This is a genomic window from Clavibacter michiganensis, assembly GCF_002151125.1.
Lineage (GTDB): Bacteria > Actinomycetota > Actinomycetes > Actinomycetales > Microbacteriaceae > Clavibacter > Clavibacter michiganensis_C.
Map to the genome: position 1 here is coordinate 396,459 of NZ_MDJZ01000017.1, position 13,081 is coordinate 409,539.

At 71.7% G+C, this 13,081-nt stretch carries 13 protein-coding genes; 5 read left to right on the plus strand and 8 right to left on the minus strand.

Going from position 1 to position 13,081, the window contains the following annotated elements:
* Positions 1–28 precede the first annotated feature (28 nt).
* Together BFL37_RS13905 and BFL37_RS13910 are read left to right on the plus strand one after the other, a co-directional pair.
* Entirely contained in the window at positions 29–568 is a 540-nt protein-coding gene (locus BFL37_RS13905; RefSeq protein WP_086515662.1) for a peptidylprolyl isomerase, read from the plus strand.
* The gene (locus tag BFL37_RS13910; RefSeq protein WP_086515663.1) at positions 568–1,431 is read left to right on the plus strand and encodes a rhomboid family intramembrane serine protease; all 864 of its coding nucleotides are present in this window, start codon (positions 568–570) and stop codon (positions 1,429–1,431) included. Before BFL37_RS13905 ends, BFL37_RS13910 begins: the two co-directional genes overlap by 1 nt.
* Before the next feature lie 389 nt (positions 1,432–1,820).
* Here BFL37_RS13910 and BFL37_RS13915 read toward each other — a convergent pair whose 3' ends face one another.
* Positions 1,821–2,060 carry a cell division protein CrgA gene (locus BFL37_RS13915; protein WP_015488825.1) on the minus strand — a complete coding sequence of 80 codons (240 nt, stop codon included), beginning with the start codon at positions 2,058–2,060 and terminating at the stop codon, positions 1,821–1,823.
* A gap of 105 nt (positions 2,061–2,165) precedes the next feature.
* On the opposite strand from BFL37_RS13915, the gene BFL37_RS13920 reads away from it, so the two are divergent.
* The 3 genes from BFL37_RS13920 to BFL37_RS13925 are packed head-to-tail and all read left to right on the plus strand — an operon-like array spanning position 2,166 to position 3,780.
* A complete protein-coding gene (locus BFL37_RS13920; protein ID WP_086515664.1) occupies positions 2,166–2,984 on the plus strand; it encodes a class E sortase in 819 nt (272 codons plus the stop codon).
* Positions 2,985–2,986: 2 nt separating this feature from the next.
* Positions 2,987–3,145, plus strand: coding sequence for a hypothetical protein (locus tag BFL37_RS14620; protein ID WP_172403823.1), 159 nt, complete (start codon positions 2,987–2,989; stop codon positions 3,143–3,145).
* Entirely contained in the window at positions 3,142–3,780 is a 639-nt protein-coding gene (locus BFL37_RS13925) for an anthranilate synthase component II (protein WP_086515665.1), read from the plus strand. The genes BFL37_RS14620 and BFL37_RS13925 overlap by 4 nt, the downstream gene beginning before the upstream one ends.
* Positions 3,781–3,839: 59 nt before the next feature.
* Here the strand turns inward: BFL37_RS13925 and pknB are convergent, their stop codons facing one another.
* From pknB to BFL37_RS13960, 7 genes are all read right to left on the minus strand, one after another.
* Positions 3,840–5,597 carry a Stk1 family PASTA domain-containing Ser/Thr kinase gene (pknB, locus tag BFL37_RS13930; RefSeq protein ID WP_086515666.1) on the minus strand — a complete coding sequence of 586 codons (1,758 nt, stop codon included), beginning with the start codon at positions 5,595–5,597 and terminating at the stop codon, positions 3,840–3,842.
* Positions 5,598–5,732: 135 nt separating this feature from the next.
* Positions 5,733–7,640: a protein kinase domain-containing protein gene (locus BFL37_RS13935; RefSeq protein ID WP_086515667.1), complete on the minus strand. Its 1,908-nt coding sequence runs from the start codon at positions 7,638–7,640 to the stop codon at positions 5,733–5,735.
* Positions 7,637–9,088, minus strand: a complete 1,452-nt coding sequence (locus BFL37_RS13940; protein ID WP_086515668.1) for a peptidoglycan D,D-transpeptidase FtsI family protein — start codon at positions 9,086–9,088, stop codon at positions 7,637–7,639. The genes BFL37_RS13935 and BFL37_RS13940 overlap by 4 nt, the downstream gene beginning before the upstream one ends.
* Positions 9,085–10,467 (minus strand): FtsW/RodA/SpoVE family cell cycle protein, encoded by a 1,383-nt coding sequence (locus BFL37_RS13945; protein ID WP_086515669.1) that lies wholly within the window; start codon positions 10,465–10,467, stop codon positions 9,085–9,087. The genes BFL37_RS13940 and BFL37_RS13945 overlap by 4 nt, the downstream gene beginning before the upstream one ends.
* A 7-nt stretch (positions 10,468–10,474) precedes the next feature.
* Positions 10,475–11,737 carry a PP2C family protein-serine/threonine phosphatase gene (locus BFL37_RS13950; RefSeq protein ID WP_086515670.1) on the minus strand — a complete coding sequence of 421 codons (1,263 nt, stop codon included), beginning with the start codon at positions 11,735–11,737 and terminating at the stop codon, positions 10,475–10,477.
* 4 nt (positions 11,738–11,741) lie between these two features.
* On the minus strand, positions 11,742–12,326 hold the full coding sequence (locus BFL37_RS13955; RefSeq protein WP_086515671.1) for an FHA domain-containing protein FhaB/FipA: 585 nt from the start codon (positions 12,324–12,326) through the stop codon (positions 11,742–11,744).
* The gene (locus tag BFL37_RS13960) at positions 12,323–13,054 is read right to left on the minus strand and encodes an FhaA domain-containing protein (RefSeq protein WP_086515672.1); all 732 of its coding nucleotides are present in this window, start codon (positions 13,052–13,054) and stop codon (positions 12,323–12,325) included. Before BFL37_RS13960 ends, BFL37_RS13955 begins: the two co-directional genes overlap by 4 nt.
* Between the last annotated feature and the right edge of the window lie 27 nt (positions 13,055–13,081).

The following is a 13,081-nucleotide window of genomic DNA, read 5'->3' on the forward strand; positions in this document are numbered from 1 at the left end:
CCCAGCTCCGCCGTGAGACCATTGCTCCATGTCTGCGCACACTCACGTCGCCACCATGACGACCAACCACGGCACCATCGTCCTCAACCTCTTCGGGTCCCACGCACCCCAGACCGTCGAGAACTTCGTCGGCCTCGCCACGGGCGCGAAGGAGTGGACGCACCCCCAGACCGGGAAGAAGTCGACCGACCCGCTCTACGACGGCGTCGTCTTCCACCGCATCATCAAGGACTTCATGCTCCAGGGCGGCGACCCGCTCGGCCAGGGCACCGGTGGCCCCGGCTACCAGTTCGACGACGAGATCAGCCGCGACCTCGACTTCTCGAAGCCCTACATCCTGGCCATGGCCAACGCCGGCACCCAGGGCGGCCGCGGCACGAACGGCTCGCAGTTCTTCATTACGACCGCTCCCACCACGTGGCTGCAGGGCAAGCACACGATCTTCGGCGAGGTCGCCGACGACGCATCCAAGAAGGTCGTCGACACGCTCAACGCCGTCCCGACCGACGGCCGCGACCGTCCCCGTGAGGACGTCGTGATCGAGAGCGTCACCGTCGAGAAGGTCTGATGACCGACTCACCCCGTACGGCGGCCGACCGCTGCTACCGGCACCCCGACCGGCAGAGCTTCGTGCTGTGCCAGCGATGCGGGCGGACCATCTGCCCCGAGTGCCAGACGCCGGCCGCCGTCGGGGTGATCTGCCCGGAGGACATGAAGGAGCAGCGCCGCACCGCTCCCCGTTCCCGGGCCTCGTTCGTCACGCGGATGTCGCGGAGCTCCGCGCCCGTCGTGACGTACGGGATCATGGCGCTGTGCGGCGTGGTCTGGATCCTCCAGGTGCTGCCCGTCGTCGGTGCGTACGTGACCACGTCGCTGTGGTTCGCGCCCGTCTACGGCAGCGTCGCCTCCGGGGCGTACGAGCCCTGGCGCATGCTCACGAGCGCCTTCACGCACTCGCCCGACAGCATCTTCCACATCCTGCTGAACATGCTGTCGGTCTTCGTCTTCGGCCGCGTCCTCGAGCCCATGCTCGGCCGCGCCCGCTACCTCGCCCTCTTCGTGATCTCCGCGCTCGGCGGATCCCTCGCCGTCGAGGTCATCGGCGCCGCCATGGGTGAGCCCCTGCAGGCCGTCGTCGGCGCGTCCGGCGCGATCTTCGGGTTCATGGGCGGTTACTTCGTGCTCGCGCGCAAGCTCGGCGGCAACGTCGGCCCCCTCCTCGGCGTCATCATCCTCAACCTTCTCCTCGGGTTCGTGGTGCAGGGCGTCTCGTGGCAGGCGCACGTCGGCGGACTCGTCACGGGCGCGCTCGTGGCGCTCGTGCTCCTCCGCACGCGCGACGCCCGTCAGCGCGGCGCGCAGATCGGGTCCCTCGTGGGTCTCGCGGCGGCGATCCTCGTTGCAGCGGCCGTCTTCCCCGTCGCCCTCTGACCACCTCCGGGTGCCCGGTTCGTCCCCTCGGGGCGACGGCCTCGCCGTGCCCTGGCCCGGAGGATCCCCGCGATCCGCGATCGGAAGTGGTTATCCACAGGCCAGTCCACAGTGGGGATAGTTACACGCGTGTCATTAGGGCCCGACGGCGGGGCGTGGCATCCGGTCACCGGACAGGTCCTCGACGGACCGATCGCAGCGCTCGCGGGCTTCCGCTCGTAACCTGCGCCGCTGGCGAGGCACTGCGGCGGACGCCCCGCACTTGTCCACATGTGTGGAGGCTTGTGCACAGGGGAGCTGTGGACAACCGCCGAGCAGCGCGAGCCGGCCGGGGAGCAGAAGAGCCCGCCACCAGGAGACGGTGACGGGCTCTCGTGATCGCGCTGAGGTCAGCGCCACCTGGTGGTCATGAGGAAGCCGACCAGGATGAGTCCGAAGCCGATGAGGATGTTGCCGACGCCGAGGTCGGGGATGGGGAAGGCGTTGAGGCTGACGTAGTAGACGATGAGCCAGGCGAGGCCGACCAGCATGAAGCCGAACATGATGGGCTTGAACCACACGGGGTTCGGGGCGTCCTCGTCGCGCACGCGTTCCTGGCGGGAGGGTCTCGTCGTCTTGTCGCGGGCCATGCGGTGATTCTAGCCGTACCCTCCTCCACCGGGCCGGGAGGACGCCGGGCTCCACGGGGCGTCCGTGGCGGCGGTCCGTCCATGCTGGCCACCTACAATCGGCACATGAGCGCACAGGATCCCGCCCCCTCCCGCCGCGCCGCGCGGCGCCGCGGACGCCGGGGCGACGCTCTGCTCGGCACGGTCGGCGTCCTGGGCGAGCTGCTCCTGACGGCCGGCGTCCTCATCATGCTGTTCCTGGGTTGGCAGCTGTGGTTCAACGACATCGTGGTCAGCAACGGGCAGCGCGACCAGGCCCTGGAGAACAGCCGGAGCTGGGCCACGAGCTCTCCGGACGCCGCGGAGTCGCCGGACCCGGCGGCCTCCCCCGACCCGGCCGCCTCGCCCGCCTCCCCGGGAGATCCCGTCATCAGCGCCGCGCCCACGACGGACGCCACCGACTTCGGCAACATCTACGTCCCCCGGTTCGGGTCCGACTACGTGGTGCCGGTCGCGACTGGCGTCGGCCTCGGCAGCGTCCTGAACCACGGCAAGGTCGGGCACTACCGCGAGACGCAGATGCCCGGTGAGGTGGGCAACTTCGCCGTGGCCGCGCACCGCACGACGTACGGCAAGCCCTTCAACCAGATCACCGACCTCCGGGTGGGAGACGCCATCGTCGTGGAGACGCAGGACGGTTGGTACACGTACCGCTTCCGTACACTCGAGTACGTGAAGCCCACCGGAGTCGACGTGCTCGAGGAGGTGCCCCAGGCACCGGACGCGCAGCCCGGGGACCGCATCCTCACCATGACGAGCTGCAACCCGCTCTTCTCGGCCGCCGAGCGCGTGGTGGCCTACAGCGTCTTCGAGTCCTGGCAGCCCCGTTCGGATCCGGCCACACCCGCGGCACTGGCCGGCACGTCGTTCGCGAAGGCGGGCTGAGCGTGTACGCGGCCTTCTGGCGCATCCTGCCCGGCCCCGTGTGGATCCGGCTGCTCATCGTCCTCCTGCTGCTCGCCGTCGTCCTCTTCTCCCTCGTCACCTGGGTCTTCCCCTGGGTCGACTCCATCGTCAACACCCAGGAAGTCACGGTGCAGCAGTGACCCGCGTCCTCGTCATCGACAACTACGACAGCTTCGTCTACACGCTCAACGGGTACCTCCAGCAGCTGGGCGCCGAGACCGTGGTCATGCGCAACGACGACCACGCCGCCGCCGACATGGCAGGCGTCATCTCGGAGTACGACGCGGTGCTCGTGTCGCCCGGGCCGGGCAAGCCGTCAGAGGCAGGCGTCTCCATCCCGACCGTCACGGCGGCCCTCGCGTCCGGCACGCCGCTGCTCGGCGTGTGCCTCGGGCACCAGGCCATCGCGGAGGCGTTCGGGGCCACGGTCACGAACGCCGAGGAGCTCATGCACGGCAAGACGTCGCTGGTCACGCACGACGACGGCAAGTTCTACCTCGGCGTGCCGCAGCCGTTCACGGCCACGCGCTACCACTCGCTCGCGGTCGTGGACGGCACGGTCCCGTCGGACCTGGTGGTCACGTCCCGCACCGACGGCGGCGTCATCATGGGCCTGCGTCACGCCGCGGCACCCATCGTGGGCGTGCAGTTCCACCCGGAGTCGGTCCTCACGGAAGGCGGCTACCGCATGCTCGGCAACTGGCTCGAGGGAGCCGGCCTCGCGGGCGCGCGCGACACGTCCTCGCGGCTCTCGCCGCTCGTCCACGTGGCCTGAGCCCGCGGGCGGATGACCACAGGCGGCTCCGCGGTCGCGCTGACGGCGGAGCAGGCGGGTCAGCCGCGCGAGGGATCCGGGCTCGGCGTGCCCGGGGCTCCCGGAGCGGGCGTCGGAGTGCTGCGGACGGCACCCGTGCAGTAGGTGAGGCCGACGGTGGAGCGCTGCGCGACATCCCCCGGGGGCACCGACTGCTGGCTGACGGGGGAGCCGTCGGCCCGGCCGCACGAGGGGTCGCGTCGCGTCGTGACGGTCAGGTCCGACGCCTCGAGGAGCTTCTGCGCATCGGCCAGGGGCTGACCGAGCACGTCGGGCAGGGCCACCTGTCCGTTGGACAGGACGAGCTTGACCGCGGAGCCCTGGTCCACCTGCTCGCTCGATGCCGGCTCCGTCTGCATGACCACGCCGTCCGGGACCGTCGGTGAGGACTGGCGGACGACCTCGCCCACGGTCAGCCCCGCCGACTCGATGCTGGCCGTGGCCGCGCCCTCGTCGAGGTTCATGACGTTCGGCACCTGGACCTCGGGCGGACCGGAGGAGACGAACACGTCGATCTCGGTCTTGGAGGCGACGTTCTCGCCCGCGTCCGGATTGGTGCGGAGCACGATGCCCTCGGCGACCGAGGTGCTGGGCTCCTCGCGCTCGAGGGGAACGAGGTCGGCCTCCTCGAGCGCGGCGGCCGCGCTGGAGTACGTGGAGCCCGTGACGTCCGGGACCGTGGGGCTGATGTCGGGCGGGCCGATGGAGCTGAGGCTCGTGACCCAGATGACCACGGCGATGAGGATCACGACGACCACGGTGACGCCGGCCCAGATCCACGGGACCGGCGGGCGGCTCTGCGTGCGGACGGTGCGGTCGTCGTCGACGCCGAGCTGACGGAGGGCCTGCTGGGAGGAGGACGGGCCGGCCGGGGCGCCGAAGAGCGTGGCGCCCACGTCGTCGGTCGGCGCCTCGCGGGGGGCGAGCGTGCCCGCGGCGGCGTGGTCGAGATCGGTGCGGAAGTCGGCCGCGGTCTGGAAGCGCGCGTAGCGGTCCTTCGCCATGGCATGCAGGACCACCTGGTCGAGCTGGGGGGAGACCGCCTCCTGGACGGTGCTCGGCGCGACGGGCGTCTCGCTCACGTGCTGGTAGGCGACGGCGACGGCGGTGTCGGCGCGGAACGGAGCCTGCCCGGTGAGCATCTCGAAGAGGACGACGCCGGCGGAGTAGAGGTCGGTGCGCGCGTCCACGGACTCGCCCTTGGCCTGCTCGGGGGAGAAGTAGCGCGCCGTGCCGAGGATCGCGGTGGTCTGCGCGATGGTGGCCGACGTGTCGGACACGGCGCGGGCGATGCCGAAGTCCATGACCTTCACCTGCCCGGTCGCCGTGACCATGACGTTGCCCGGCTTGATGTCGCGGTGCACGACGCCGGCGCGGTGCGAGTACTCGAGGGCGGTGAGCACCTGGCCCATGATGCGGACGGCCTCGTCCGGGTCGACCGGACCGTCGGCGATGACCTCCTTGAGGAGCCGGCCCTCGACCCGCTCCATGACGATGAAGGGGACGGTGTGCGATGCGCCGTCCTGATCCGTCACGACGTCCTCGCCGGCGTCGAAGACCCGCACGATGGTGGGGTGCGACATGCGCGCGGCGGCCTGCGCCTCCTGGCGGAAGCGGCTGCGGAAGGCGGGATCCTCGGCGAGGCCCCGGCGCAGCACCTTGACGGCGACGCGGCGGCCGAGGCGCGAGTCGACGCCCTCGAACACGTCGGCCATGCCCCCGCGACCCAGCAGCGCCCCGACCTCGTAGCGGCCGCCCAGCACACGCGTGTCGGTCACGGACTGCCTCTCGTCGGGATCGGGATTCGGACGGGGATGAGCTTACCGGGGCCGTGCTGGGGATCCGGGCGAGCGCCGAGGCACGCACGGGGGGCCGCCGACCCGTCGTCCGCCGGCCCCCGAGACGAGCTCGGGTCAGGGGTTCCGGTGGGAGCTGGAGACGAGCGAGCGCTCGTCCGTGCGCCCCGGCGCGGGGGTCGGCGCCATGCCGGTCGTGCCGCCGTCGCCACCGCCCGTGCCGCCGCCGCCGTTGCCGCCGCCTTCGCCGCCGCCCGCACCGCCGGAGCCGCCCGGGGCCGCTTCGACGGTGACCGTGACGGTGCTGCTGTACGGCGACTCGTTGGTGCCGCAGATGGCGAGGTACTTGACGGTGAACGTCCCGGGACTCGTGCCCGCCTTGATCTCGCCCGAGGTGGTCTGGGCGTTGGTCGGGTTGGTGCTGCCGCCCCAGGTGCCGGTGGCGCCGCCCGAGACCGAGTCCGCCTGGACCTGGTACCCGTTCAGCGTCTGGCCCGCGGGGCAGGAGTAGGCGGGCCAGGAGATGTCCACCGACTGGCCGGCGCGCACGGTCGACGGCGTCACGGTGGGCGTGCCCGGGGCCGCCGTGGGCAGGGTGGGCGCGCCGTAGGCGGTGATCTGGATGGTGGCGCCCCTCGCCACGCTGCCGGTGGGGGTGATGGCCGTGACGCGGCCCTCCTCCTCGCCGGACGGCGCGGCGCTGCCGGTGACGACGGTGACCTTGAGGCCGAGGGCCTCGAGCTCGCTCGTGACCGCCGCCTGGTCGCGGCCGAGGTAGTCGTCGCGGTTCACCTCGACGGTGCTCGCCGTGGGGGACGGGGTGGGGGTCGGCGAGGGGCTGGCGCTCGGCGACGGCGACTCGCTCGACTCGACGGGGGCCGGGGCCGCGTCGTCGGATGCGCGGTTCCCGTTGAGGGCGATGGCGCCGGCCACGATCGCGCCGATCACGAGGAGCGCGACGACGACGAAGATCCAGATGGCGCGCTTGCGGGCACGCGGCTCCTCGGGCTCCTCGTCGTCCTCGTCGTCGAAGACGAGGGGAGCAGCGGCGCCGGCGCGAGGAGCGGAGGAGAGGACGGTCGTCGCGCCCGTGTCGGCCGCCCGGCGGCCGGACGGCATGAGCTGCGTCGCCTGCGTGGGCGTGCCCGGATCCGCCAGCCCGGCGGCGCCGGCGACGGCCGCGACGGCGATGGTGGCGGTGGCCACGTCGCCCCGGCGGAGCGCCTGCGCGGCGCGCGCCAGGTGCGCGGCGCTCTGCGGTCGGTCGGCCGGCTTCTTGGCGATGCACGACATGACGAGGTTGCGCACGGGCTCGGCGACGGTGACCGGGAGCTCGGGCGGCTGCTCGTTGATCTGCGCCATGGCGATGGCGACCTGCGACTCGCCCGTGAAGGGGCGGCGGCCGGCCAGGCACTCGTACGCGACGATGCCCATCGAGTAGACGTCGGTGGACGGCGACGCCGGGTGGCCGCTCGCCTGCTCCGGCGAGAGGTACTGCACGGTGCCCATGACCTGGCCCGTGGCGGTGAGCGGCACCTGGTCGGCGATGCGCGCGATGCCGAAGTCGGTGATCTTGACGCGGCCGTCGGGCGTGATGAGGAGGTTGCCCGGCTTGATGTCGCGGTGGACGAGCCCGGCCTGGTGCGCGGCGTGGAGGGCCAGCGCCGTCTGGCCGATGATGTCGAGCACCTTGTCGGTGGACAGCACGCGCTCCCGCTCGAGGATGGTGGAGAGCGCCTCGCCCGGGACCAGCTCCATCACGAGGAAGGCGCTGCCGTCCTCCTCGCCGTAGTCGAAGACGTTGGCGATGCCCTCGTGGTTGACGAGCGCGGCGTGGCGGGCCTCGGCGCGGAAGCGCTCGAGGAACCCGGGGTCGCCGAGGTACTCGTCCTTCAGGATCTTGATGGCGACCTTGCGCCCGATGACGAGGTCCGTGGCCTCCCACACCTCGCCCATGCCGCCGATCGCGATGCGATCGCCGAGCTGGTAACGCCCTCCGAAGGTCAGTCCGCTCGTGGGTCTCATCTGTCCAGCACCGCCTCAATCACTTTCTTCGCCACGGGGGCGGCGAGGGTGTTCCCCGAGCCCGATCGTCCTCGTCCGCCGCCGTCCTCGACCAGGACCGCGACCGCCACCTGCGGGTCGTCCGCCGGTGCGAAGCCGGTGAACCAGAGGGTGTAGGGGTCGTCGGCGCCGTTCTGGGCGGTGCCCGTCTTGCCGGCCACGTCGACGCCACTGATTCTCGCATTGGTCGCGACGCCGCTCTGGACGTTGTCGATCATCATCCGCGTCATGGTGTCGGCGGTCTCCTTCGAGATCGGATCGGCGAAGCGGCTGGGCGAGAAGCCGCTCAGCTCGCTGAGGTCGGGGTTGAGGACGCTGTCCACGACGCTCGGCTCCATGACCTCGCCGCCGTTCGCGATGCCCGCCGTGACCATCGCCGTCTGCAGCGGCGTGGCGCGGACGTCGAGCTGGCCGAACGCCGACTGCGCCGTCTGCGCGTCGTCGAGGTCGGGGGAGAACACGCTCTTGGCGCTGGCCATGGGCACGCCGATGGACTGCCCGTAGCCGAACGCGTCGGCCATGCGCGCGATGCGCTCCGAGCCGAGGGCGATGCCGAGCTGCGCGAACGGGATGTTGCAGCTGAGCCGCAGGGCCGTCGCCAGCGTGACCTCCGGCTCGGGTCCGCACGCCCCCTCGCCGGCGTTGGTGATGACCGTGCCCGTGCCCGGGAGCGTGAAGGTGGCGGGGTTGGGCAGGAGCGAGTCGGGCGTGTACTGGCCGGACTCGATGGCGGCGGCCGCGGTGATGAGCTTGAACGTGGATCCGGGCGGGTTGAGGCTGTTCACCGCCCGGTTGATGAGGGGGTTCGACGGGTCGGCCAGGAGGGAGGAGTAGCTCTGCTGCACCGCCTCGCGGTCGTGCGAGGCGAGCGCGTTCGGGTCGTACCCGGGCTTGGAGACCATCGCGAGGATGCGGCCGGTCTTCGGCTCGATCGCGACGACGGATCCCTGCAGCGACCCGAGCGCGTCGTACGCCGCCTGCTGCACCTGCGGGTCGATCGTCAGCTCGACCGAGGCGCCCTTGGGGTCCTGCCCGGTGAACGTGCGCGTGAGGCTGTCGAAGAACTGGGTGCCGCTCGTGCCGCTGAGGACGTCGTTCATCGAGTCCTCGAGGCCGGTGGACCCCTGGCCGAGCGTGTAGTAGCCGGTGACCGCGCTGTAGAGGTCGGGCTGCGCGTAGGTGCGGAGGAACTTGTAGCGGTCGTCGACCGGGACGGAGGAGGCGATGGGCGTGCCGTCGACGAGGATCGAGCCGCGCTCGGCCGAGTAGCTGGCGATGATGGTGCGGCTGTTGCGCGGATCCGCCTGCAGGGTGGGCGCGGAGATCACCTGGATGACCGACGCCGCGACGAACAGGGCCACGAACATGGCCAGGACGAACACGGAGACGCGCTTGAGCTCGCGGTTCACGACTCGACCACCAATCGGGGCTGGTTGCGGACGGTGTCGGACAGGCGGAGGAGCAGGGCCGCGATGATCCAGTTGGCCAGCAGCGAGGACCCGCCCGCCGCCATGAACGGCGTCGTGAGGCCCGTGAGCGGGATGACGCGGGTGACGCCGCCGATGACGATGAACACCTGCAGCGCGATGACGAACGACAGCCCGATGCCGAGCAGCTTGCCGAAGTCGTCCTGCCCGGCGAAGCCGATGCGGAAGCCGCGGGAGACGAGGAGCAGGTAGAGGGCGAGGATCGCGAAGACGCCCGTGAGGCCGAGCTCCTCGCCGAGGCTCGCGAGGATGAAGTCGCTGTTGGCGAGCGGCGTGAGGTTGGGCATGCCCTCCCCGAGGCCGCGCCCGAAGAGTCCTCCGTCGGCCATGCCGAACAGGCCCGTGACGAGCTGGTAGCTGCCGCCGTCCGCGCCGTACACGGCGGGGTCGAACGGGTTCAGCCAGGCGTCGACGCGGCCGCCGACGTAGCCGAGCGTGCTCGCGCCGTACGCGCCGCCGAGGAACAGGACGGCGCCGAGGATCACCCAGCCGATGCGGCCCGTGCTCACGTAGGTCATGACGATGAAGAGGCCGAAGTAGAGGAGCGACGTGCCGAGGTCGCGTTGGAAGACGAGGACGCTCATCGACACGGCCCAGACCAGGAGGATCGGGCCGAGGTCGCGGACGCGCGGGAAGCGCATCCCGAGCACCTTCACGCCCACCATGGAGAGGCTGTCGCGCGCCGTGACGAGGTAGCCGGCGAAGAAGATCGCCAGGCAGATCTTCGCGATCTCGCCGGGCTGGAACGAGAAGCCGCCGATGTGGATCCAGACGCGGGCGCCGTTGATGTTCTGGCCGATGACCGGGAGCATCGGCAGCAGCAGCAGGATCAGCCCGACGAACATGGCGATGTAGCGGTAGCGCTGCAGGACGCGGTGGTTCTTCAGCAGCACGATGACCGCGAGCGCGCACACGATGGCGAGGCCGGACCAGGCGATCTGCCGCACGGCGACGCTCTCCCAGCCCGAGAGGCCGCCGGCGAGGTCGAGCCGGTAGATGGCGGCGATCCCCAGGCCGTTGAGCACGGTCGCGATGGGGAGGATGAAGGGGTCCGCATCCGGCGCGAGCCAGCGCAGCGCCACGTGCATCCCGAGCACGAGGACCGCGAGGCCCGTGGCGGGGATGAAGAAGCTCTGGTCGAACGCGCCGAGCACGCCGAGCTGGACGAGGTACAGGGCGCCGCCGTTGATGACGGAGGCCAGCACGACCAGCGCGAGCTCGAGGTCGCGGAGCCGGCGGGGGACGCGGATCCGCGGCACCTTGGGAGCGCGCTCGCGGGCGCGCGCCGGGGCGTCCGCCACGCCCGCCCTAGCCACCCGCGGCCTCCTGCAGCCGGTTGACGATCTCCTGGGCGCCCGCGAGCGAGTCGGCGTTGATGGTCTGCTCGACCTGCTGGCGGTAGAAGGGCTGGAGGTCGTCGACCTGCACCTCGGTGCGCGCGTAGACGTGGGAGAGCTCGATCGGGCCGATGGTCTGCTGCACGCCGTTGTAGACCGCGACGGTGCCGTCGGCCTCGCCCACGTAGTAGCGGGACTGGGTCCAGCGGTAGCCGAGGACGCAGGCGAGCACGAGGCCCGCGAGGATCAGCGCGACGCCGACGAGCCACGTGACGCGGCGGCGGAGCGCGCGGCGCTTGTCCTCCGCGATGAGGGCCTCGAGGTACTGGTCCGACTCGGGCTCGAACTGCGCGTCGCGTGCGGCTGTGGACGCGCGCAGCGGGTGCAGCAGGAGCGACGGGATGCGGACGGCGCGCTTCGCGGGCTCGTCGCCGAACGCGAGGGGCTGCGACGCGGATCCGACGAGCACCGGCTCGGGATCCGGACGGGATGCCGCGGCCTCGTCGTCCTCGTCGAGCACGTCGACGACGACGACGGTGACGTTGTCGGGGGCGCCGTGGTCGAGCGACTCCTTCACGAGCGCGTCGGCGACGGTCTCCGGCGTGCCCGCGGTCGCGAGGATCTCGGTGATCCTCTCCTCGGTCACGTAGCTGCTGAGGCCGTCCGAGCAGAGCAGCCAGCGGTCGCCCGTGTGCGTGTCGAGGACCTGGGTGTCGACCTCGGGCGCCGCGTCGACGTCGCCGAGCACGCGCATCAGCACGGAGCGGCGCGGGTGGACGAGCGCCTCCTCCGGCGTGATGCGGCCGCTGTCGACGAGGCGCTGCACGAAGGTGTGGTCGGCGGAGATCTGGCTGAGCTCGCCGCGGCGGAAGAGGTAGATGCGCGAGTCGCCGATGTGGGCGATGGCGACATGGCGGTCGACGCGGGCGAGCGCGCTGACGGTGGTGCCCATCCCGGTGAGCTCGGAGTGCTCGAACACGGTCTCGGCGAGGAGCTGGTTGGCGGCGACGAGGCCGGCCTGGAGCGCGAACTCGGCGTCGTGCGCGGACGCGTACGGCTTGTCGGCCTCGACGATGCGCGTCAGGGCGACCGCGGAGGCGACGTCGCCGCCCGCGTGCCCGCCCATGCCGTCGGCGACGACGAAGAGGTGCCGCCCCGCGTAGCCCGAGTCCTGGTTGTTCGACCGGACCTTGCCCACGTGGGAGACGGCAGCGGCCTGCGTCACTGTCGCCACGCCGCTACCGCCTGAGCTCGAAGCTGGTCGCGCCGATGCGGATCGGCGTGTCGAGCGGCACCTGCGTCGGGACGCTCACGCGCTTGCCGTCGAGGAAGGTGCCGTTGGTCGAGTCGAGGTCCTGGATCATCCACTCGTCGTTCCAGAGCAGCAGGCGCGCGTGGTGGGTGGACGTGTAGTCGTCGCGGATCACGAGGCCCGACTCGCTCGAGCGGCCGATGGTGAGCGGCTCGGTGCCCAGCGGGATCTCGGTGCCGGCCTTCGCGCCCGAGGTGATGACGAGGTGGCGGGCGGTGGAGGTGGTGGCCTTCGCGCGGGACGGCACGGCGCCCGAGTTGGCGCCGGACGGCATCGTCGAGATGGGCGGCGGCTGGACGGCCGGCTGGGCGGCGCGGGGCGGGGCGGCGGCGGCCGCGGCGTACGGCGACTGCGGGAACGGGGATCCGCCGGCGGAGCCCGTGTCCTCGCGGAGCTTGCGGACGCGCTGGCCGAACAGGTCGGAGCGCAGCGCGTAGACGATGCCGAAGACGAAGAGCCACAGCACCGCGAGGAACGCGAGGCGGAGGACGAGGAGGGTCAGCTCGGTCACGACGCTCCCCAGAACCCGTCGTCGTGGCGCTGTCCCGGGGCGCCGCGACCGCCGCGCTCCTCGGTGGCCTGCGGCACGACGCGGAAGGTGATGGCGGTGCGGCCGATGCGGATGACGGACTCCGGCGGGAGCGGCGCCTTCGTGACGGGTGCGCCGTTCAGCTCGGAGCCGTTGGTGGAGCCGAGGTCGCGGACCTGGGCGCGGGATCCGTCCCACGCGATCTCCACGTGGCGGCGGGACGTGCCCGGGTCGTCGACGGTGATGTCGGCGTCGCTGCCGCGGCCGATGACCGTGCGCCCCACGGGGACCGGGTGGCGGGTGCCGGCGACGTCGACCACGGGCATCCACGTGACGCTGCCCTCGGCCGTGCGGCTGTCGATCTCGAGCACGCCCTCGGAGATGGCCTCGTCCTCGCGGAAGCCGACCTGCACGGCGCCGGCGAACTGGTACCCCTGCGAGGAGGCGTGCTTCTCGACCGCCTGGCGCAGCTGGTCGGTGAGGGGGGTGCCGATGCTCGCCATGCGCTCGGCGTCGGCGTGCGAGACCCGGAGGGTGAAGGAGTTGGGCACGAGGATGAGGTCGCGATCGACCACGGCGGCGTGGGTGTCGAGCTCGCGCCGCAGCTGCGCGGCGATCTCCACGGGCTGCAGGCCGGACTTGAAGGTCTTCACGAAGGCGCCGTTGACGGCGCGCTCGAGGCCCTTCTCGAAGTTGTCCAGGATTCCCACGTGTGATCCGTCCTCGCGCGGTCCTTC

What these genes read in the sequence shown, in the direction of transcription:
- BFL37_RS13935 (WP_086515667.1), bottom strand. Translation starts at nt 7,640, where the DNA reads ATGAGACCCACGAGCGGACTGACCTTCGGAGGGCGTTACCAGCTCGGC.
- BFL37_RS13910 (WP_086515663.1), top strand. Translation starts at nt 568, where the DNA reads ATGACCGACTCACCCCGTACGGCGGCCGACCGCTGCTACCGGCACCCC.
- BFL37_RS13905 (WP_086515662.1), top strand. Translation starts at nt 29, where the DNA reads ATGTCTGCGCACACTCACGTCGCCACCATGACGACCAACCACGGCACC.
- BFL37_RS13920 (WP_086515664.1), top strand. Translation starts at nt 2,166, where the DNA reads ATGAGCGCACAGGATCCCGCCCCCTCCCGCCGCGCCGCGCGGCGCCGC.
- BFL37_RS13915 (WP_015488825.1), bottom strand. Translation starts at nt 2,060, where the DNA reads ATGGCCCGCGACAAGACGACGAGACCCTCCCGCCAGGAACGCGTGCGC.